At 70.5% G+C, this 20,678-nt stretch carries 15 protein-coding genes, 1 rRNA gene, 2 pseudogenes and 2 other annotated features; of the genes and pseudogenes, 6 read left to right on the plus strand and 12 right to left on the minus strand.

Annotation, left to right across the window (positions count from 1 at the left end; genetic code table 11):
• From KCH_RS44370 to KCH_RS44375, 3 genes and pseudogenes are all read left to right on the plus strand, one after another.
• Positions 1–130, plus strand: a pseudogene (locus KCH_RS44370) (IS5/IS1182 family transposase); the annotation flags it as partial.
• A complete protein-coding gene (locus KCH_RS13225; protein ID WP_035862840.1) occupies positions 127–525 on the plus strand; it encodes a type IV toxin-antitoxin system AbiEi family antitoxin domain-containing protein in 399 nt (132 codons plus the stop codon). The pseudogene KCH_RS44370 and the gene KCH_RS13225, both read left to right, overlap by 4 nt.
• Positions 526–629: 104 nt before the next feature.
• On the plus strand, positions 630–2,894 hold the full coding sequence (locus KCH_RS44375; RefSeq protein WP_244305315.1) for a TniB family NTP-binding protein: 2,265 nt from the start codon (positions 630–632) through the stop codon (positions 2,892–2,894).
• Positions 2,895–3,101: 207 nt separating this feature from the next.
• Here the strand turns inward: KCH_RS44375 and KCH_RS37255 are convergent, their stop codons facing one another.
• The 3 genes from KCH_RS37255 to KCH_RS13250 form a co-directional block, all read right to left on the minus strand.
• On the minus strand, positions 3,102–3,806 hold the full coding sequence (locus KCH_RS37255) for a DUF3800 domain-containing protein (RefSeq protein ID WP_051653027.1): 705 nt from the start codon (positions 3,804–3,806) through the stop codon (positions 3,102–3,104).
• Between the two features lie 403 nt (positions 3,807–4,209).
• Entirely contained in the window at positions 4,210–5,553 is a 1,344-nt protein-coding gene (locus KCH_RS13245) for a class I SAM-dependent RNA methyltransferase (protein ID WP_425268897.1), read from the minus strand.
• 499 nt (positions 5,554–6,052) lie between these two features.
• Positions 6,053–8,104 (minus strand): APC family permease, encoded by a 2,052-nt coding sequence (locus tag KCH_RS13250; protein ID WP_035862842.1) that lies wholly within the window; start codon positions 8,102–8,104, stop codon positions 6,053–6,055.
• A gap of 245 nt (positions 8,105–8,349) precedes the next feature.
• On the opposite strand from KCH_RS13250, the gene KCH_RS13255 reads away from it, so the two are divergent.
• On the plus strand, positions 8,350–9,018 hold the full coding sequence (locus KCH_RS13255) for a potassium channel family protein (RefSeq protein ID WP_035862846.1): 669 nt from the start codon (positions 8,350–8,352) through the stop codon (positions 9,016–9,018).
• Positions 9,018–9,674, plus strand: a complete 657-nt coding sequence (locus KCH_RS13260) for a potassium channel family protein (RefSeq protein ID WP_035862848.1) — start codon at positions 9,018–9,020, stop codon at positions 9,672–9,674. The genes KCH_RS13255 and KCH_RS13260 overlap by 1 nt, the downstream gene beginning before the upstream one ends.
• Positions 9,675–9,722: 48 nt before the next feature.
• On the opposite strand, the gene KCH_RS13265 is transcribed toward KCH_RS13260, so the two are convergent.
• The 4 genes and pseudogenes from KCH_RS13265 to KCH_RS13280 form a co-directional block, all read right to left on the minus strand.
• Positions 9,723–10,451, minus strand: coding sequence for a DUF3159 domain-containing protein (locus KCH_RS13265; RefSeq protein ID WP_341865372.1), 729 nt, complete (start codon positions 10,449–10,451; stop codon positions 9,723–9,725).
• Positions 10,448–10,858 carry an OB-fold nucleic acid binding domain-containing protein gene (locus tag KCH_RS13270; RefSeq protein ID WP_035862850.1) on the minus strand — a complete coding sequence of 137 codons (411 nt, stop codon included), beginning with the start codon at positions 10,856–10,858 and terminating at the stop codon, positions 10,448–10,450. Before KCH_RS13270 ends, KCH_RS13265 begins: the two co-directional genes overlap by 4 nt.
• A 64-nt stretch (positions 10,859–10,922) precedes the next feature.
• Complete coding sequence (locus tag KCH_RS13275) at positions 10,923–11,603, minus strand: response regulator (RefSeq protein ID WP_035862852.1); 681 nt, start codon at positions 11,601–11,603, stop codon at positions 10,923–10,925.
• Positions 11,600–14,160: pseudogene (locus KCH_RS13280) on the minus strand (ATP-binding protein). The gene KCH_RS13275 and the pseudogene KCH_RS13280 overlap by 4 nt, the downstream one beginning before the upstream one ends.
• 128 nt (positions 14,161–14,288) lie before the next feature.
• Here KCH_RS13280 and KCH_RS13285 point away from each other — a divergent pair.
• Positions 14,289–15,116 carry a patatin-like phospholipase family protein gene (locus tag KCH_RS13285; RefSeq protein WP_035862863.1) on the plus strand — a complete coding sequence of 276 codons (828 nt, stop codon included), beginning with the start codon at positions 14,289–14,291 and terminating at the stop codon, positions 15,114–15,116.
• 11 nt (positions 15,117–15,127) lie between these two features.
• Here KCH_RS13285 and KCH_RS13290 read toward each other — a convergent pair whose 3' ends face one another.
• The 5 genes from KCH_RS13290 to rrf form a co-directional block, all read right to left on the minus strand.
• Positions 15,128–15,805 carry an ABC transporter ATP-binding protein gene (locus KCH_RS13290; RefSeq protein ID WP_035862868.1) on the minus strand — a complete coding sequence of 226 codons (678 nt, stop codon included), beginning with the start codon at positions 15,803–15,805 and terminating at the stop codon, positions 15,128–15,130.
• Positions 15,802–16,746 carry an ABC transporter ATP-binding protein gene (locus KCH_RS13295; protein ID WP_084223565.1) on the minus strand — a complete coding sequence of 315 codons (945 nt, stop codon included), beginning with the start codon at positions 16,744–16,746 and terminating at the stop codon, positions 15,802–15,804. The genes KCH_RS13290 and KCH_RS13295 overlap by 4 nt, the downstream gene beginning before the upstream one ends.
• Positions 16,747–17,219: 473 nt before the next feature.
• The gene (locus tag KCH_RS13300; protein WP_035862872.1) at positions 17,220–18,302 is read right to left on the minus strand and encodes a hypothetical protein; all 1,083 of its coding nucleotides are present in this window, start codon (positions 18,300–18,302) and stop codon (positions 17,220–17,222) included.
• Entirely contained in the window at positions 18,295–18,996 is a 702-nt protein-coding gene (locus tag KCH_RS13305; protein WP_084223567.1) for a sigma factor-like helix-turn-helix DNA-binding protein, read from the minus strand. Before KCH_RS13305 ends, KCH_RS13300 begins: the two co-directional genes overlap by 8 nt.
• Before the next feature lie 136 nt (positions 18,997–19,132).
• Positions 19,133–19,249, minus strand: a 5S ribosomal RNA gene (gene rrf, locus KCH_RS13310).
• Positions 19,250–19,340: 91 nt separating this feature from the next.
• Positions 19,341–20,204 (minus strand) — a sequence feature (23S ribosomal RNA rRNA prediction is too short).
• 10 nt (positions 20,205–20,214) lie between these two features.
• Positions 20,215–20,586: a sequence feature (23S ribosomal RNA rRNA prediction is too short), on the minus strand.
• Between the last annotated feature and the right edge of the window lie 92 nt (positions 20,587–20,678).

The raw sequence follows: 20,678 nt of genomic DNA on the forward strand, positions 1-20,678 counted from the left end.
CGCCCGCGACTACGATCACCGGCCCGACAACGCCGCCTCCCGCGTCTACTGGGCCTCCACAGCCGGCATGCTCCGCCGCCTGACCGCCCCCAGCCCCGCCTGGCGCGACGACGTCGAGCTGGCTGCGTGAACGTCACCGAACTCCTGCGGCTGTTGCAGGCCGAACACGACGAGACCGCCGCACGCGCCGACTACCTGCGCGAACAGATCGAGCGACTCACCGGCGCCCTGGCCGAGGTCGAGGCCCGCCTCGCCGAGATCGTCACCACCGGCAAGGTCATCGACGGCCTCACCCTTCCCGACCATGAACCGGCCCCTGCGGAGACCGCCACCGTCTACCAGCAGATCGTGACCGCCTTCAACGAGCACCCCGGGCAGGTCTTCCGGGTCCGCGACCTGCACGAACTCCTCGGACTGCCCGCCGACGAGCCCTCGATCAACCTCACCCGCTCCCGCCTGGGACGACTCGTTCGTCAGGGACTCCTCGACCAACCCGGACGCGGGCGCTACCAGAAACGGACTTAACGTCCTCTAAGGCCATCGATATCGGCCTTCTGCTGGCGGACGTGATGACACCGGAGCCGATGCGTCCGGCATGGGATGACGCCCTGCGCTACTCGATGCTCCGCGTGCCCTACGAGAGGCTCCTGTCGCTGGACGAGCGTCTCGCCCAGGCCGCCGCCCGTCCGGTGATCTACCCCGAGACCCTGATCTTCGACCACGGCAAGCCCTACCAGTCCGACGTCGTGCGCCGTGCCTGCCGCTCCTGGAAGATCGACATCCAGGACGCGCGCAAGCTCAAGCCCACCGACAAGCCCCACGTCGAACGGCTCTTCGGCACCATCCGCGAGCAGTTCTCCATGCACGTCGCCGGTTACAAGGGCTTCAACGTCGCAACCCGCGGCCGCACCGTCGAGGAGCAGGCCCGTTGGAGCATCGACGAGATCGCCGAGTTCTTCGCCGAGTACGTCGTCGCCGTCTACCAGCAGAACTCGCACTCAGGACTGCACCTGTACGGGTTCCCCGACCTTGAGGTCTCCCCGAACGAGGCATACGCGATGGCTCTGGGCTCGGCCGGCTTCGTCGACTGCCCGAGGGATCCGAACCTGTACTACGAGCTGCTGCCGATCGCCGACAACGGCGGCCGGGTCATCAACTCCTACGGCGTGGAGATCAACTACCTCGTCTACAACGCCGAGGTGCTCTACCAGTTCCGCAAGGCCAAGTCGCCGTACCCGAACGAGCTGTGGCCCATCCGCTATGACCCGCGCAATCTCCTACACGTGTACTTCCACAACCCGCGCGACAAAAAGTGGTACACGCTGCGTTGGACCCACGCGCTCAGCGACCTGCAGCCGTTCACCGACATCACCCTGCGCGAAGCCAAACGCTTGCTCGTCCAGCGCGGGGCCGACGCCTCCAAGCAGACCAACATCGCCCAGGCCCTGCGGGAGCTGCAGAACCGCACCGACGCCCCCGAGACCTGGACCAAGGGAACCCGCAAGCGCTGGACCCGCGACCGCCACCGCGCCCACGCGCAGGCTGCCGACGCCCTGCGCTCCATCCCGGCCGTGCCGGCACCGCAGCCCCGCCACCCGTTCCGCAGACCCGCAAGCCCACCATCACCGCCCTGCACGCCGTCCCAGACCTGTTCGACGAGAACGACGACCTCGATCTCGACGCCATCCAGCCCGCCACCGTGTGGAACCCGCGCACCAACCAGGAGAACTAAGCACGTGGCCGCCATCGCCTTCCCCGACGACGACCCTCGCTACTTCGAGCACCCGGGCCTCTCCGAGCCCCGTACGAAGGAGGAATGGCGCGCCTACCTCGACTCCGAGCCGCCCACCAAGCCTGACAGGCTCTCCCTGGAGCTGTACGAGCAGCTCAGCGCCAAGGAGAAGACCCTGCACAACAAGGCCCGCAACGCCCACCACAGCGCCCTGGTGATCGTCCGCACCGCCAAGATGGAGGCCATCCATCACCAGATTCGCCGCCGGATGGTCACCAACGCCCACCAGCCGGCCGGCGCCCGCCGTGGCATCGTCCTGGACGGCCCCGCCACCTTGGGCAAGTCCACCCTGGTCAAGATGTTCGGCTACGACTTCGAACACGGCCTGCGCGAAGAGTTCCCCGAGCGCTTCGAACGCAGCTACCGCGTCGACAACCGCTCGATCGACTACACGCCCGTCGTGTACGTCAACATCCCCTCCCAGGCCACCCCGAAGGACCTGTCCATCGCGCTGGCCGACTACATGGGCATGGGGTACCGCTCGGGCGCGACCAAGAGCACCATCACCAACCGGCTCCTGGACGAGATGCGCCGCTGCGGCGTGGAGCTGGTGATCATCGACGACGCCCACTTCATGGACCTGTCCCTCAGGGAAGGCAAGGTCGTCAACGACCACCTGAAGTTCATCGCCAATCACACCGCGGCCACCTTCATCTACACCGGCGTCGACCTCAAGCACTCCGGGCTGTTCCTGGAAGGCGCCGGCGGATCCCGCGTCACCCAGACCTCCGGCCGCAACACCTTGCTTCACATCGAGCCGTTCTCTATCGAGACGCGGCAGGACAAGGCCGACTGGGTCAGCGTCATCGCGTCGATGGAGGACGCCCTCGTGCTCTACCGGCACCAGCCCGGCACTCTCAAGCGCGCCTGGAAGTACCTTCACCAGCGCACCGGAGGCAACATCAGCTCACTCGCCGAGCTGATCCGGGAGTCCGCCGCCGAAGCCGTCATGACCGGCGCCGAAGCCGTCGACCGCAAGCTCATGAGCAGCATCGTGATCAACGAGAACGCTCAGACCACCTACGACACCTCATGGCACGAGGAGCCCCAGCCGCCCATCGTGTCGAGCGACCCTGACGACGGAGAGACGGCCGCCAGCTGAAGCCTCGCTTGGAATCCACCGGCGATCACGGACTAAAGCGCCAGGTCAGCGACGCCGTGGGGCATAGTCCAGATGGCTCAAAAGTGGCTCAGGACACGCTGTCCGCTGTTCCCACCGAGCAGCAAATCGCTAAACTTAGAGCCAGGGAGACGTCATAGTCTTCCGGTGAGCCCTAGGCCCCGTCCACGCGACGGGGCCTTTGTGCGTCTAGGGGTACCAGGTCAAGCTGTGCTGGACCTTCGGCTGGATTCGCTCCCACAACTTCTCGTTGGCCCGCCTTGCGCGATCATCGACGTCCGCCTGGCTGCTGATACGCCGGTGGAGGTACGCGATGAGATCCGCAGCTTGCACCAGTCTGCTCGCCCGGGACGGCGCGAAGTGCATGGTGTCCACGATGCGCGTGAGCTGCTTCGCGCGATAGCCCCATGTCCCCACAGACTTGTAGTAGGCCAGCTCATCGCGATAGCCGTCCTGCCCGGGGACCTCGTCGGCGATCATCAAGGCGAACTCGTTTTGGGAACGCGCGTACTCCTCGACTCGCTCAAGCAGGTGGGTGAGAACAATCGAGTGGGGCGCGTCATGGTTATCGCCATAGCGCCTCTGGAGGCCAGCAAGGTCGACGCCGCGGATAATGATCTTTACGTCGTGGTCGGCTACGGCCTGGAAGGCGCCGTTGTAGACGCCAATCCTCGCTCGGACCAGCGGTCCCATCTTCTTCCAGTGACCCTTGGCCTGGAAGATGTCGTGGCCGTGGAGTTCGGCTCCCGCGGGGACGTCGTAGGAGCACGCCGCCTCAGCGACCACCTTGTCGAGAGCCTTGGCGAGTGAGATCGCCTCGGTGTCGGGACACAGGAGGGCCGCGATGTAGTACGCGGTGTCCGAGTAGCTCTCGTCAACGTAGGTCAACAGCACGGACCAAGGTTAATCCTCCCGAGTGGTGAGCATCGCGGACGTACGTCGGGGCCCACGCGGCTCAGCCCAGATAGGGCGGGGGCGCCCGTCCAGGGCTGCCGTGCCGATTACCGAACGTGACTGCTGACCATCTGCCTCAAATGACCATGTGCGCACTGAAATCTTTCGTGCGGTGGAAGCCACAAGATCCACCGCACGAAAGGTTTCAGCTCCCAGGTCAACGGCTCGGCGACTGAAATCATTCGTGCCGTCCGACACCCCTTCTCCTGCCGCGCCCCCGCGAAACCGCCCGCCCGTGACGATCCGTCAACTTCCCGGCCGCAGCAGCCGCTGAGCACCGGCGCGGGAAACGCCGCACGGGCGCAGGAGAGGCTCCTGCGCCCGTGCCGGTGAGGGGTTCCGGTTACTGCTGCTCGGCGGCCGGCTCCAGGATGGCCACGCACTCGAAGTGGTGGGTCATCGGGAAGAGGTCGAAGGCGCGCAGCGAGACGGGGCGGTAGCCGCCCTCCCGGAAGAAGGCGAGGTCGCGGGCGAGGGCCGCCGGGTCGCAGGCGACGTAGGCGATGCGGCGGGCCTCCAGGGAGCAGAGGTGGGCGACGGTGTCGCGGCCGGCGCCGGCCCGCGGCGGGTCGAGGACGATCAGGTCGGTGGAGGTGATGCCGGTGCGGGGCAGCAGGGTCTCGACCTTGTCGCACTCGATCCGGACGTTCTCCAGGGCGGCGAGGTTGTGCCGGGCGTCCAGCACGGCCTGCTTGCCGGACTCGATGCCGAGCACCGCGCCCTCCTCACCGACCCGGTCGGCGAGCGCGCCGGCGAACAGGCCGACGCCGCAGTACAGGTCGAGGGCGCTCTCGCCCCACTGCGGGTCGAGGCCGGTGAGGACGGCGTCGACCAGGGTGTCGGGGGCGGCGGGGTGGATCTGCCAGAAGCCGCCGTTGGAGACCCGCCAGGTGCGGTCGGCGGCGCGCTCGCGGACGAAGGCGCGGCCGTGGACGCGGTGGAACAGGTCCTGCTCGTCGATCCGGGCGATGGAGGTCTCCCGGTCGAGTTCGACCAGCGGCAGCTGCTCGCCGGGCCGCGGCCGCAGGATCACCTGCCGGTCGGAGGAGCCGGACGCGGCGATCGCCTCGACCGCGGCCACGCCGGTCCAGTCGCGGGACTCGATGCCCAGTTCGGTGACGCCGTCCGCGGCGATCAGGCAGCGGTCGATCGGCTGGACCTCGTGCGAGCGGTGCTTGCGCAGCCCGATCGAGCCGTCCTCGGCGACGGCGTACTGCATGCGGGTGCGCCAGGCCGGGACCTCGCCGGCCGGGAGCTTGCCGCCGACCGGCTCGACCGAGCCGTCCCAGCGGGCCTCCTCGGGGGTGAGGCCGGCCAGCTTGGCGAGCTGCTCGGTGAGCACCGCGCCCTTGAGCTTGCGCTGCCCGCCGGGGGTGACGTGCTGCCAGTCGCAGCCGCCGCACTTGCCGGGGCCGGAGAACGGGCAGGGCGCCTCGATCCGCTCCTTGGCGCCCTCCAGCACCTCCACCGCGTCGGCCCGCAGGAACCGCGAGGTGGTGGTGCCGTCGGTGACCTGCGCGATCACCCGCTCGCCGGGCAGCGCGTGCCGGACGAACAGCACCCGGCCCTCGTGCCGGGCCACGCAGTGCCCGCCGTGCGCGACCGGCCCGACCTCGACCTCGTAGCGCTCGCCGACCAGCGGGTCGCCGGACGGCTGGCGCAGCACCGGCTTGGCCGGCCGCAGCACCTTCGGCGTCCGCACCGCACCGGGCCTGCGCCCCTGCCGGTCGGCCTTCTTCTGCCCCTCGCCCTGAGCGGCCCGCGAGCCCTGAGCGCCCTTGGCGCCCTGCGCTCCCTGAGCCCCCTTGCCGCCGCCCTGGGCGCCGCGCCGGTCGCCCTTCGCGGCCGCCGGGCGCTCGGCCGGCCGCTCCGCGGGCCGCTGCTCGCCGGGCACCGGCGGCAGGCTGCGGGCGGTGTTGCCCTCGCGGTCGGTGGCTTCGGGCCGGGACGGCCGGCTGCTCCAGCGCGGGTGCGCCACCTGCCCGGGCTTGGCGCCGGACGTGCGGCCGGGGCGGCCCTGGCGACCGGAGGAGCGGGGCGGGTTGTTGCGGGTCAAGGGGAGCTTCCTTACGCGATACGGACGGCAGAAGACGGACGGTGGAGAACAACGGCGGCCCGTGGCGGACCGGGAGCGATCCGCCACGGGCCCATTGAAGGCCATGGGGAGGCCGGACGGGCTGCGCCGCTCAGTCGCGCGGCGCGGCGTCGTCCTTGCCGCTCCCGGACTCCCCGGTGGCCCGCCCGGCCCCCGGGCGGGGCTCGCCGCGGCGGACCGCGCCGGGCGCGGACCACGCCTTCGGCGCCTTGCGGCGCTCCGAGGACTCCAACTGCCAGGGTACGGACGTCACCATCACGCCGGGCTTGAACAGCAGACGTCCCTTGAGGCGCAGCGCGCTCTGGTTGTGCAGCAGGTGCTCGTACCAGTGGCCGACCACGTACTCGGGGATGTAGACCGCGACGACGTCGCGCGGCCGGTCGCGGCGCAGGTTCTTCACGTACTCCAGGACCGGGCCGGTGATCTCGCGGAACGGCGAGTCGAGGACCTTCAGCGGCACGTCGATGCCGCGCTCGTCCCACTCCTTGCGCAGCGCCGCGGTGTCGGCCGGGTCCACGTTGACGGTGACGGCCTCCAGGACGTGCGCCCGGGACAGCTGGGCGTAGGCGAGGGCGCGCAGCGCGGGCTTGTGCAGCTTGGAGACCAGGACGACGGCGTGCACCCGGGTCGGCGGGGCGACGTCCTCGGCCTCCTCGACGGCCTGCAGCTCGGAGTTGACGCTGTCGTAGTGGCGGCGGATCGCCTTCATCATCACGAACAGCACCACCATCAGCGCGATCGCGATCCAGGCGTGGCCGATCTTGGTGGCGAGCACCACGATCAGCACGGCCATGGTCATCACCAGGCCGAAGGTGTTGATCGCCCGGCTGCGCTGCATGCGGGCGCGCTTCTTCGGGTCGGTCTCGGTCTTCAGCAGCCGGGTCCAGTGCCGGATCATGCCGGACTGGCTCATGTTGAAGGCCACGAACACGCCGACGATGTACAGCTGGATCAGCCGGTTCGGGTCGGCGCCGAACGCCACGATGAACAGGATCGCCGCGCCGGCCAGCAGCACGATGCCGTTGGAGAACGCCAGCCGGTCGCCGCGGGTGTGCAGCTGCCGCGGCAGGTAGCGGTCCTGGGCCAGGATCGAGCCGAGCACCGGGAAGCCGTTGAACGCGGTGTTCGCGGCCAGCACCAGGATCAGGCCGGTGGTGCCCGCGACGAAGTAGAAGCCCGGGGTGAAGTTGGAGAACACCGCCTCGGAGATCTGCGCGAGGACGGTCTTCTGGTGGTAGTCGGCGGGCGCGCCGATCAGCTGCTCGGCCGGGTTCTCCGCCATCTGCGTCCCGGTCAGATGCGCCAGGTAGATGATGCCCATGAACATCGTGACGGCGATGCTCGCCATCATCAGCAGCGTGGTCGCCGCGTTCTTGCTCTTCGGCTTGCGGAAGGCCGGCACGCCGTTGGAGATCGCCTCCACGCCGGTGAGCGCGGCACAGCCCGAGGAGAACGCCTTCAGCAGCAGGAACACCAACGCGAACCCGCCCAGCGCCCCGTTCCCGGGCGTCGCCTCCAGGTGGTACGCCGAGCTCTCCGCGGGCAGCGCCGCGTTGAACCCGAAGTGCCGCACCAGGCCGTAGACCACCATGCCGAGCACGCCGACCATGAACGCGTACGTCGGCACCGCGAACGCGGAGCCGGACTCGCGCACGCCGCGCAGGTTCATGCCCATCAGCAGGATGACCAGGAACACCGACAGCGCCATCTCGTGCCCGCGCAGCGCCGGCACCGCCGACACCACGTTGGCGACGCCGGAGGTGGTGGACACCGCCACGGTGAGGATGTAGTCGACCATCAGCGCGCTCGCCACCACCAGGCCGGAGTTCGGCCCGTGGTTGACGGTGGCGACCTCGTAGTCGCCGCCGCCGCTGGGGTACGCGTGCACGTTCTGCCGGTACGAGGCGACCACCGCGAGCATGACGACGGCGACCACGAGGCCGATCTGCCAGGAGAAGTGGATCGCCGACGCGCCGGCCAGCGACAGCGTGAGCAGGATCTCCTCGGGCGCGTACGCCACGGAGGAGAGCGCGTCCGAGGCGAACACCGGCAGCGCGATGCGCTTGGGGAGCAGCGTCTCCCCCAGCTTGTCGCTGCGCAGCGCACGCCCGATCAGGATGCGTTTCGGTAGGTCAGCAGGCATAGGCACAGCAAGGAATCGTAAGGGCTCCCGGTGGCACTCGATGCCTTCCGGGGCCACCTTGGTCGAGACTGCGTTCGGTGGACCGGCTAGCGTGTCGGAATAAGAGTTAGCGGGCAACACCCCGTTGCCCCTCGCGTCGGATCACAGGCGCGGTCGACAACTCGCCCCTGCAATCGGGGGCACGGAAGGACGATGAGCGGTGTTTACGCAGGTCATGACCCCAACGGATCGGGTGAGGTAGTCGCGTGCACATCGTCATCATGGGCTGCGGGCGCGTGGGCTCCGCCCTCGCCAGAACGCTCGAGAAACAAGGCCACTCGGTCGCGGTCGTCGATCAGGACCCGACCGCCTTCCGTCGGCTCGGCGCGGGCTTCAACGGCCGCCGGGTCACCGGCGTCGGCTTCGACCAGGACACCCTGAGGGAAGCCGGCATCGAGGAGGCGGGCGCCTTCGCCGCCGTCTCCAGCGGTGACAACTCGAACATCATCGCCGCCCGGGTCGCCCGCGAGAACTTCGGCGTCGAGCACGTCGCGGCCCGCATCTACGACCCGCGCCGCGCCGAGGTCTACCAGCGGCTGGGCATCCCGACCGTCGCCACCGTCCGCTGGACCGCCGACCAGATGCTGCGCCGGCTGCTGCCGAGCGGCGCCGAGCCGGTCTGGCAGGACCCGTCGGGCGCCGTCCAGCTCGCCGAGGTGGCCTTCGCCCCGGCGTGGATCGGCCACCGGCTGTCCGACCTGGAGGCCTCCGCCGGGGTCCGGGTGGCGTTCGTCACCCGGGTCGGCGAGGGCGTGCTGCCCACCCCGCAGATGGTGGTGCAGGAAGGCGACCTGGTGCACGTGATGCTGCGCCGCAACGAACTGACCGCGGTCGAGGCGGCCTTCGCCAAGGGCCCCGAGGAGGCTGGTCACTGATGCGCGTCGCCATCGCCGGAGCCGGTGCCGTCGGCCGTTCCATCGCCGGAGAGCTGCTGGAGAACGGCCACGAGGTCCTGCTGATCGACAAGAACCCGAACTCCATCTCGGTGGAGCGGGTCCCGCTGGCGGAGTGGCTGCTCGCCGACGCCTGCGAGATCACCTCGCTCGACGAGGCCGCCCTGCAGCGCTGCCACGTGGTGATCGCCGCCACCGGTGACGACAAGGTCAACCTGGTCGTCTCGCTGCTCGCCAAGACCGAGTACGGGGTGCCCCGGGTGGTCGCCCGGGTGAACAACCCGAAGAACGAGTGGCTGTACAACGAGTCCTGGGGCGTGGACGTCGCCGTCTCCACCCCGCGCCTGATGTCGGCGCTGGTCGAGGAGGCCGTCAGCGTCGGCGACCTGGTCCGGCTGATGCGCTTCTCGCAGGGCAACGCCAACCTGGTCGAGCTCACCCTGGCCGCCGACACCGGCCTGGTCGGCACCCGGGTCGCGGACGTCGCCTGGCCGGTGGACACCGCGCTGGTCACCATCATCCGGGCCGGCCGGGTGCTGGTCCCCGGTGGCAGCGACACCCTGGAGGCCGGTGACGAGCTGCTGTTCGTCGCCGCCCAGGAGCGCGAGGAGGAGCTGGAGACGCTGCTCGCCGGCTGATCCGCCCCGCCGCACGAGGAAGGGCCCGCGCACCGCGCGGGCCCTTCGTCACTTCTGCGGCTCCTGCTCGTCCTCGTCGTCGAGGACCGCCTTGATCGGCGGCGGCGCCTTCAGCAGGATCTGCCAGGTCACGTACATCGCCAGCAGCAGCGGCGGGATGCCGAGCGCGACCTTCAGCCAGCCCAGCAGGTTGACGTTGTGGGTGAAGTACAGCGGGAAGAGGATCAGCGGCTTCAGGCCCATGATCAGCACCCAGGCCCAGGTCGCCCGGGTGTAGGCGGCCAGCCGGCCCGGGTTCTCCTTGCGCCAGGTGAACATCTCGCCGGTGATCGGGCCGAGCATCAGGCCGATCATCGGCCAGCGCACCAGCGCGGAGATCGCCAGCGCCACGCAGTAGCCGACGTTCCACAGCAGGCCCGGCAGGTAGAAGTCCTCGGCCTTGCCGGTCTTCATCGAGATCCAGGCGCCGATCGCCACGCCGAACACGCCCGAGAAGGCGTGCTGGATGGTCTCCCGGCGGGCCAGCCGGACCACCACGAACACCGCGCACAGGGCGAGCGCCGACCAGGCGGCGACCGGCACCTTGTGGGTGATGTTGAACGCGACGATGAACACCAGGCCCGGCAGCGTCATGTCGACCATGCCGCGGATGCCGCCGAAGGCCTTCAGCACCGTCTCGGCCGCCTCCTTGGAGGCGTCCCGCTCGTACCCGCTGCCCTGCCGGTCGTGCTGCTGCTGGGGGTCGGTCACCCGGATCGCCTCGGCCTCGTTGCTCACGCGGACTCGCTCCCGTGTCCCACCGGACGCAGCTCGTAGCGGGGGTTGAAGAGCACGCGGCGCCCGCGTGCGTGGCCGATCCGGCCGCTGGCGATCAGGCGGCGGCCCGGCTCGATTCCCACGATCGAGCGACGGCCCAGCCACACCACGTCCAGCGCCTCCGTCCCGTCGAACAGCTCGGCCTCCAGCGCGGGCACGCCCGCGCGGGGGCGGAGCGTGACGGTCCGCAGCGTTCCGGCCACGGTGACGACCTCCCGGTCGCCGCAGGCGGCGATCGGGGTGCAGCCCGCCTCGGCGGTGTCCTGCCGCAGTTCCTGGGCGGCCAGCTCCTCCGAGGAGGACGTCAGCCGGCTCAGCATGCGGCGGAAACGGCCCTGCGGCTGGTCGCCGATGTTGTCACCACTCATGCCGGAAGGGTACCGGTTCGCCACCGCCCGGCGGCAGAGCACCGGGGCCGGACCCGGCGGCCGGTCACGGCTCGAAGCGGTAGCCCATGCCGGGTTCGGTGATGAAGTGCCGGGGGTGCGACGGGTCGGCCTCCAGCTTGCGGCGCAGCTGCGCCAGGTAGACCCGCAGGTAGTTGGTCTCCTTGCGGTAGGCCGGGCCCCACACCTCCTGGAGCAGCTGGGTCTGGCTGACCAGCCGCCCGGAGTTGCGCACCAGCACCTCCAGCAGGTGCCACTCGGTGGGGGTGAGCCGGACGTCGGCGCCCTGACGGTTGACCTTCTTCGCGGCCAGGTCGACGGTGAACGACTCGGTGGCGACCACCGGCTCGCCCTCGGCGCTGACCGGCTCGGCGCGGCGCACCGCGGCCCGCATCCGGGCCAGCAGCTCGTCCATGCCGAACGGCTTGGTGACGTAGTCGTCGGCGCCGGCGTCCAGCGCCTCGACCTTCTCGTCGGAGGCGTGCCGGGCGGACAGCACGATGATCGGCACCCGGGTCCAGCCGCGCAGGCCGCGGATCACCTCGACGCCGTCCATGTCGGGCAGGCCGAGGTCGAGCACCACCACGTCGGGGTGGCGGGCGGCGGCGAGTTCCAGGGCGCTCGCGCCGTCGTGCGCGGAGTCCACCTCGTACTTGCGGGCCTTCAGGTTGATCACCAGGGCGCGGACGATCTGCGGTTCGTCGTCCACCACGAGGACCCGGGTCATGCGGGACCGGCCTTTCCGTTGTCGGCGTGGTCGTTCAGGTCGACGGCGGGCAGGGAGACCACCATGGTCAGCCCGCCGCCGGGAGTGTCCTCGGCGGTGACGGTGCCGCCCATCGCCTCGGCGAAGCCGCGCGCCACCGCCAGGCCGAGCCCCACGCCGGTGCCGCGCGGGCGTCGCCGTAGCGCTGGAACGGGGCGAAGATCCGCTCCCGGGCCTCCTCGGGGACGCCCGGTCCGCGGTCGACGACCCGCAGCTCGACCCGGCGGGCGCGCCGCAGCAGGTCCGCCTTCACCAGCACCGGGCTGCCCGGCGGGCCGTACTTGACGGCGTTCTCCACCAGGTTGGCCAGCACCCGTTCGAGCAGACCGGCGTCGGCGTGCACCATCGGCAGCGACTCCGCCACGTCCAGCCGCACGCTGCCGGGCGGGACGCCGCCGAGCGCGAACGGCACCACCTCGTCCAGGTCGGTGGGCTGCAGCAGCGGGGTGACGGTGCCGGTCTGCAGGCGGCTCATGTCCAGCAGGTTGTTGATCAGGTGGTCGAGGCGGTCCGCGCCGGACTCGATGCCGGCCAGCAGTTCGGCCTCGTCCTCCGGGTCCCACTCGACGTCCTCGGCGCGCAGCGAGGTGACGGCGGCCTTGATCCCGGCCAGCGGGGTGCGCAGGTCGTGCGAGACGGCGGCGAGCAGCGCGGTGCGGATCCGGTTGCCCTCGGCCTCGCGGCGGGCGGCGGCGGCCTCCCCGGCCAGCCGGCGGCGCTCCAGCAGGACGGCGGCCTGGTTGGCGAACGCGCCGAGCATCCGCCGGTCCGCGGCGGGCAGCACCCGGCCGCGCAGCACCAGGGCGAGGCGTTCGCCGACCGGCACGTCCACGTCCGCCTGCTCGGGGCCGGCCGGCGGGCGCGGGCCGACCGCGGCGGCGGCGTGCCAGGGGTCGTGCGGGCCGGCGCGTTCGACCAGGGCCACGGCCTCCTGCTGGAAGGTCTCCCGGACCTGTTCCAGCAGCGCCGTCAGCACGCCCTCGCCGGTGGGGGCGCCGCGCAGCACGGTGCCGGCCAGCGCGGAGAGCGTCTGCGCCTCGGTCTGGGCGCGGGCCGCCTGGTGGCTGCGCCGGGCGGCCAGGTCGACGACGGTGGCGACCGCGATGCCGACCGCGGCGAAGATCGCCACCGCCATGATGTTCTGCGGCTCGGCGATGGTGAAGGTGTGAATGGGGGGCGCGAAGTAGTAGTTGAGCGCCGAGGAGGAGACCAGCGCGGACGCTATCGCCGGGAACAGGCCGCCGACCAGCGCCGCGCACACCGTCAGCGACAGGAACAGCAGCATGTCGGTGGACAGCCCCTGGTCGTGGAACCGGCTGAGCACCAGCGCCAGCAGCGGCGGCCCGGCCACGCCGATCAGCCAGCCCGCCACCGTCCGGGTCCGGCCCAGGTCGGTGACCTTGCGGACCGGGATCCGGCCCCGGCCGAGCGCCGCGTGCTCGTGGTTGACCATGTGGACGTCGATGTCCCCGGAGTCCCGGGCCACGGTCAGGCCGACGCCCGGCCCGTACACGTACTGCCAGACCTTGCGGCGGCTGGTGCCGATCACGATCTGGGTGGCGTTGACGCCGCGCGCGAAGTCCAGCAGGCCGGCCGCCGGGTCGTCGCCGAGCACCGAGTGGAAGCTGCCGCCGAGGCTCTCCACCAGCGCGCGCTGCTCGATCAGGGCTTGCGGCGAGGAGCCGGACAGCCCGTCCGAGCGCGAGATGTGCACGGCGAGCAGTTCGCCGGCGCTGGCCCGGGCGGCGATCCGGGCGGCGCGGCGGATCAGCGTGGCGCCCTCCGGGCCGCCGGTCAGGCCGACCACGATCCGTTCGCGGGCCTGCCAGGTGCCCTGGATGCCCTGCTCGGCGCGGTAGCGCTGGAGGTACTCGTCGACCCGGTCGGCCGTCCACAGCAGCGCGAGCTCGCGCAGCGCGGTCAGGTTGCCGGGCCGGAAGTAGTGGGCGAGCGCCGCGTCGACCTTCTCCGGCGCGTACACGTTGCCGTGCGCCAGGCGGCGGCGGAGCGCCTGCGGCGACATGTCGACCAGTTCGATCTGGTCGGCGCGCCGCACCACGTCGTCCGGGACGGTCTCCCGCTGCCGGACGCCGGTGATGCCCTCGACCACGTCGCCCAGCGACTCCAGGTGCTGGATGTTGACGGTCGAGATCACGTCGATGCCGGCCGCCAGCAGTTCCTCGACGTCCTGCCAGCGCTTGGCGTGCCGCGAGCCGGGGACGTTGGTGTGGGCGAGTTCGTCGACCAGCACGATCGCCGGATCCCGGTCCAGCACCGCGTCCAGGTCGAGTTCGGTGAATTCGGCGCCCCGGTGGTGCATGGTGCGGCGCGGAACGGTCTCCAGGCCGTCGAGCAGTTCGGCGGTGCGGGCGCGTCCGTGGGTCTCCACGAAGCCGACGACCAGGTCCGCGCCGCGGTCGAGGCGGCGGTGCGCCTCGGCGAGCATGGCGTACGTCTTGCCGACGCCCGGGGCCGCCCCGAGGTAGATCCGCAGCCGGCCGCGGCCCGTGTGCACCATGCCTTGAGATTACGGCCTGCGATCGGAATATCCGCTGATCAGACTGCCTTCGGTGAATAATTGTCAACTTCTTGACGGCCGTTGCTCCAGAATGCCGACCGGAACGGTCGACACGAGGGGACACCACCATGCGCGGACTTGTACTCGGCGGCGGCGGACTCGCCGGCATCTCCTGGGAGACCGGCCTGCTCCACGGCTTCGCCGAAGCCGGCCTCGACCTCCCCGCCACCGCCGACCACGTCCTCGGCACCTCCGCCGGCTCCACCGTCGCCGGCCAGCTCGCCTCCGGCCTCCCGCTCGCCGAACTCCACCGGCGGCAGACCGACCCCGACCGGCAGAACCACGAGATCGTCCCGCCCGCCGAAGCCCTCGGGGCGCTCTTCGAAACCATCGACGCCCTGACCGCCGAGATCACCGACCCCGCCGAACTGCGCCGCCGCATCGGCCGGCTCGCCCTCGACGCCGACACCGTCCCCGCCGCCGAACGGCACGCCGTCATCGCGGGCCGCCTCCCCTCCCACGACTGGCCCGCCTGGCCGCTCACCCTCACCGCCGTCGACGCCGACACCGGCGAACCCCGCACCTTCGACCGCCACAGCGGCGTCCCCCTGGTCGACGCCGTCGCCGCCAGCTGCGCCGTCCCCGGCATCTGGCCCACCGTCGAGATCGACGGCCGCCGCTACATGGACGGCGGCATCCGCAGCTGCAACAACGCCGACCTGATGACCGGTCAACAGACCGTCCTGGTCCTCGCCCCGCTGGCCGACACCCACCTCGCCGCCGAACTCGAGACCCTCCGGGCCACCGGCACGGTCCTCGCCGTCACCCCCGACGAGGACTCGCTGACCGCCTTCGGCACCAACCCGCTCGACACCGCCGTCCGCGCCCCCTCCGCTCGGGCCGGCCACGCCCAGGCCCGGCGGATCGTCGACCTGGTCCGCGACTTCTGGGCCTGACCCGCCTCCGGCTACTCGACGATCCGGCCGTCCCGCAGCTCCAGCACACTGTCCGCCAGGTCCATGAGCTGCGGGTCGTGCGTCGCCACCAGCGCCGTCACCCCCTCGCTGCGCACCACCGCCCGCAGCAGCTCCATGATCGCCAGACCGGTGTCCGAGTCCAGCTGCCCGGTCGGCTCGTCCGCGATCAGCAGCGCCGGCTCGTTCGCCAAGGCCCGCGCCACCGCCACCCGCTGCTGCTGACCACCCGACAGCTCCGTCGGCCGCTGCGCCGCGTGGTCCGCCAGACCCACCATCGCCAGCAGCGAGCGCACCCGCTCCTCGCGCTCCTTCACCGCGACCCGGCGCAGCCGCATCGGCACCCCGACGTTCTCCGCCGCCGTCAGCACCGAGATCAACCCGAACGACTGGAACACGAACCCGATCCGGTCCCGCCGCAACGCCAGCCGGCCCACCTCGTCCAGACCCGACAGGTCCATCCCGGCGATGCTGATCCGCCCCGCCGACGGCATGTCCAGACCGCCCACCAGGTTCAGCAGCGTCGTCTTCCCCGACCCCGACCGGCCCCGCAGCGCCGTCAACTCCCCGGCCTTCGCCGTGAACGACACCCCCCGCACCGCGTGCACCGCCCGGTCCCCCGCACCGAACGTCCGGTGCACGTCCTCCACCACGACCATCGCGCCGCTCATCCCCGCACCTCCGCACTCTCCGCGCGCCACACCCCGATGTGGTCCTCCTCCAGAGCCAGCCGCACCCGACGGCTCAGCCCCAACGCCTCCGTGAAGTCCTGCGGCAACTGCAACCGCCCCACCCGGTCCAGCACCGCGTACTCCACCCCCGGCTCGCCCCGGTCCGGACGCAGCACCTCGGTGGACGTCCGCCCGTTGCGGATCCGCACGGTGCGCCGCACCTCCTGAGCCACCATCAGATCGTGGGTGACGATCAGCACCGTCACCCCCAGTTCCTCGTTCACCGACCGCAGCGCCGCGAAGATCTCCTCGCTGGTCGCACTGTCCAGCTCCCCCGTCGGCTCGTCCGCCAGCAGCAGCGCCGGCGAGTTCGCGTTCGCCACCGCGATCGCCACCCGCTGCTGCTCCCCACCCGACATCTCCGCCGGACGACGCCCCGCCAGGTGCTCGATCCCCAACAGGCCCAGCAGGTCCGCGGCCTGCCGCCGCCGCTCCTGCCGCGCCACCCCCGCGTACCCCATCGGCAGCATCACGTTCTCCAGCGCCGTCAGGTACGGCAGCAGGTTCCGCGCCGTCTGCTGCCAGACGAACCCCACCGTCCGGCGCCGGAACGCCAGGCGCTCCCGCTTGTCCATCGCCAGCAGGTCGTTCCCCGCCACCCGGGCACTGCCCGCCGTCGGCACGTCCAGGCCCGCCAGGATCCCCAGCAGCGTCGACTTCCCCGAACCCGAGGCGCCCACCACCGCGAGCAACTCGCCGTCCTCGACCGTCAGATCGAGCCCCTGCAGGGCCTGCACCTCGACGCCCTCGGACCGGTGGATCCGCACCAGGTTCTCGCACACCACCATGCCCTCGTCCGGCGGCGGCCCCGCGGCGGCCGCGCGCCTGCGCAGCTCCTCCAGCCCCGGCACGACCGACACACCCACGGTCTCAGCCCCCACGGCACTCCCCTCCGACCGCCGAGCCCAGGGCTCACCGCGGCCTGCGATCCGGCCGACACCCGGTCGGACGGCCGGGGCAGTCCCCTGTGCTGCCCCGACCACCCGACCCGGCGTTCCCCCGGCGGGCCGCCGCCCCGATCGGCGGCGGCCTCACCACACCTACGCGGCCCGGCAGAGACGGGTTGCACGGGTTCCGGGACCAATTTCGAAACTTTCCGGACGCCCCCCGGGGCCCCCGCCCGACAACTCCCCGTGCACGCACGGACGGGGACGACGCCCTCCCGGGCGCGGCACGCTGCATCCGGGTCCGCGCTCGGCCCGGGAGTCCGTAGACCTGCCGCTCAGCCCGCAGTCGGCGCCGGATCAGCCCGGGGTGGGTTTCGAAACAGCCCGAGGACGGTGGCGGCTCAGCCCGAGGACGGTGGCGGCTCAGCCCGAGGACGGTGGCGGCTCAGCCCGAGGACGGTGGCGGCTCAGCCCGAGGACGGCCCCGAGGACGGCAGCAGCAGGAACTGCGAAGCCGACGCCAGGAACGAATCCGACAGCCCCACCGCAGGCGTCGCCCCCGGACCGCCGCGACGGACCGTCATCACCGCCAACGTCGTCCCGGTGAGGTGCACCGCCACCTCCTCCGCGTACGCCACCGGCTGCCGGACCGCCAACCCCACCAACGCCCCGATCTGCTGCTCCACCTTCCAGCCCGCCCCCGAGCTCACGCACTCCCCACCCGCCAGCAGCCGGGACGCCTGGTTCTCCGCCGCCAGCGGCGAGCCGAACCGCAGCACGAACTGCTGCGCCGACGCCTCCACGTGCCAGGCATCCACATACCGCTGGCCCCACATCTGCAGGGCCCCCGACGTCTGGACCAGGCGCGACACACAACCGTCCGCGAACGGGTCCGCCGGCGGGCCGGACCCACTCGGTTCTCCGGACCTTCCGGGCTGCGAAGGCCCGCTGCCGGCAGCCGAGTTCGAGCTCTGCGACGGGCCGGCCGAGACCGCCGTCTCCGGGGAGGCGGACCCCGAAGGACCGGGCGTCGCCTCCTGGTCCGCGGAGCGGTCCGCCGACGGCACCGCCTTCCAGGGCCCGTACCCGCCCTGCAGACTCGGCAGCCGCGCCACGTCCAAGGCCAGCGCCTTCACCGCCGGATCGGCCGAGTCCAACGGGGCCCACACCGGCGCACCCGCCACCGAGGGCAACTGCGGTTCCGGCAGCGGCACCGGCAACGGCACGTCCCCCGTCGGCTTGCCCGCCGCAGCCGTCGGCTGCACCGGGTACCCCGCCACCCCGTGCCCCACCGGCCCCGGCAGCACCGTCACCGCCGACCACAGCACCGCGACACCCAGTGCCGCCGCACCCGCCACCACACCCGCCCGCCGACGCCGACGCGCCGCCCCGCGACGCGCCAACTCCGCGCTCGCCGGCACCGGCACGGCCAGCACCACCTCGCGCCGCAGCCCGTCGAACATCGCCTCCAGCCGGGCAGCACCGATCGCCGGCCGGTCCTCCGCCCCCGTCTGCTCCGCCGTCACCGGCTCCGACTCGGGTCTAGACATGCGAACCGCAGTCCTCCGACACCCGCACCCGATCCCCCGTCAGCTCCACAGCCCCCTGCTCCCCGTCACCCGCACCGCTACCCGTCAACTCCTGCCCGTCAGAGGCCCGTTCACCCACGGCGGCCGCCGGCCCCGACTCCAGCGGCGCGACCATCGACTCCTCCCCGACCGCCGCCGGCTCTTCCCCCAACAACACCGCCAACGCCTGCCGCCCCCGATGCAACCGCGCCTTCACCGTCCCCACCGGCACCCCCTCGTCCGCGGCGATCTCCGCCACCGAACGACCCCCCATGTGATGCCACACCAACGCCGACCGCTGCGCCTCCGGCAGCTGCCGCAACGCCTCCACCAACGCGACCGTCTCCGGTCCCGGCCCCGGAACCGGCAGATTCGCGTCCCCGTGCCGGATCCAGCTCTGCAACGCCGTCCGTGCCCGCCGCCACCGACTGATCGCGATCCGCTGCCCCGTCAGCCGCACCCACGCCACCGGGTTCTCGTGCGACACCAGCCGCCCCCAGTGGTTCCACGCCCGGACGAACGCCTCCTGGGCGGCGTCCTGCGCCTCACCCAGATCTCCCGTCAGCGCGTACAGATGCGCGACCAGCTGACCGTACGCGGCCTCGTAGAACACCCGAAAGTCGTCGCCGCCCCGGCCGGCTCTTCCGCCGGCCCCCTCGCCCTGCTCCACGACCATGACGCCACAGTGTGCCGTGCACCGAACCACCCGGCAACAGGTCTCGCTGCCCCTCCCGCACCGCATTCGGGAATTTTCCGGTCGTGAACGCGAGAAAGCCCCCCGCCAGAAGGCGAGGGGCTTTCCCTGAAAAATTGTTCGGCGGCGTCCTACTCTCCCACAGGGTCCCCCCTGCAGTACCATCGGCGCTGTGAGGCTTAGCTTCCGGGTTCGGAATGTAACCGGGCGTTTCCCTCACGCTATGACCACCGAAACACTATGAAACTGTCACCACCCACACGAGTGTTCGTGGGGGTCGTTGTTTCAGAACAACACAGTGGACGCGAGCAACTGAGGACAAGCCCTCGGCCTATTAGTACCGGTCAACTCCACCCCTCACAGGGCTTCCATATCCGGCCTATCAACCCAGTCGTCTACTGGGAGCCTTACCCTCTCAAGGAGGTGGGAGTGCTCATCTCGAAGCAGGCTTCCCGCTTAGATGCTTTCAGCGGTTATCCCTCCCGAACGTAGCCAACCAGCCATGCCCTTGGCAGGACAACTGGCACACCAGAGGTTCGTCCGTCCCGGTCCTCTCGTACTAGGGACAGCCCTTCTCAACACTCCTACGCGCACAGCGGATAGGGACCGAACTGTCTCACGACGTTCTAAACCCAGCTCGCGTACCGCTTTAATGGGCGAACAGCCCAACCCTTGGGACCTACTCCAGCCCCAGGATGCGACGAGCCGACATCGAGGTGCCAAACCATCCCGTCGATATGGACTCTTGGGGAAGATCAGCCTGTTATCCCCGGGGTACCTTTATCCGTTGAGCGACGGCGCTTCCACAAGCCACCGCCGGATCACTAGTCCCTACTTTCGTACCTGCTCGACCCGTCAGTCTCACAGTCAAGCTCCCTTGTGCACTTACACTCAACACCTGATTGCCAACCAGGCTGAGGGAACCTTTGGGCGCCTCCGTTACCCTTTAGGAGGCAACCGCCCCAGTTAAACTACCCACCAGACACTGTCCCTGATCCGGATCACGGACCCAGGTTAGACATCCAGCACGACCAGAGTGGTATTTCAACGGCGACTCCACAACAACTGGCGTTGCTGCTTCAAAGTCTCCCACCTATCCTACACAAGCCGAACCGAACACCAATATCAAGCTATAGTGGTCCCGGGGTCTTTCCGTCCTGCTGCGCGAAACGAGCATCTTTACTCGTAATGCAATTTCACCGGGCCTGTGGTTGAGACAGTCGAGAAGTCGTTACGCCATTCGTGCAGGTCGGAACTTACCCGACAAGGAATTTCGCTACCTTAGGATGGTTATAGTTACCACCGCCGTTTACTGGCGCTTAAGTTCTCAGCTTCGCCCGACCGAAGTCGGACTAACCGGTCCCCTTAACGTTCCAGCACCGGGCAGGCGTCAGTCCGTATACATCGCCTTACGGCTTCGCACGGACCTGTGTTTTTAGTAAACAGTCGCTTCTCGCTGGTCTCTGCGGCCACCACCAGCTCAAGGAGCAAGTCCCATCACCAGCAATGGCCCCCCTTCTCCCGAAGTTACGGGGGCATTTTGCCGAGTTCCTTAACCACAGTTCACCCGAACGCCTCGGTATTCTCTACCTGACCACCTGAGTCGGTTTGGGGTACGGGCCGCCATGAAACTCGCTAGAGGCTTTTCTCGACAGCATAGGATC

The organism is Kitasatospora cheerisanensis KCTC 2395 (assembly GCF_000696185.1).
Lineage (GTDB): Bacteria > Actinomycetota > Actinomycetes > Streptomycetales > Streptomycetaceae > Kitasatospora > Kitasatospora cheerisanensis.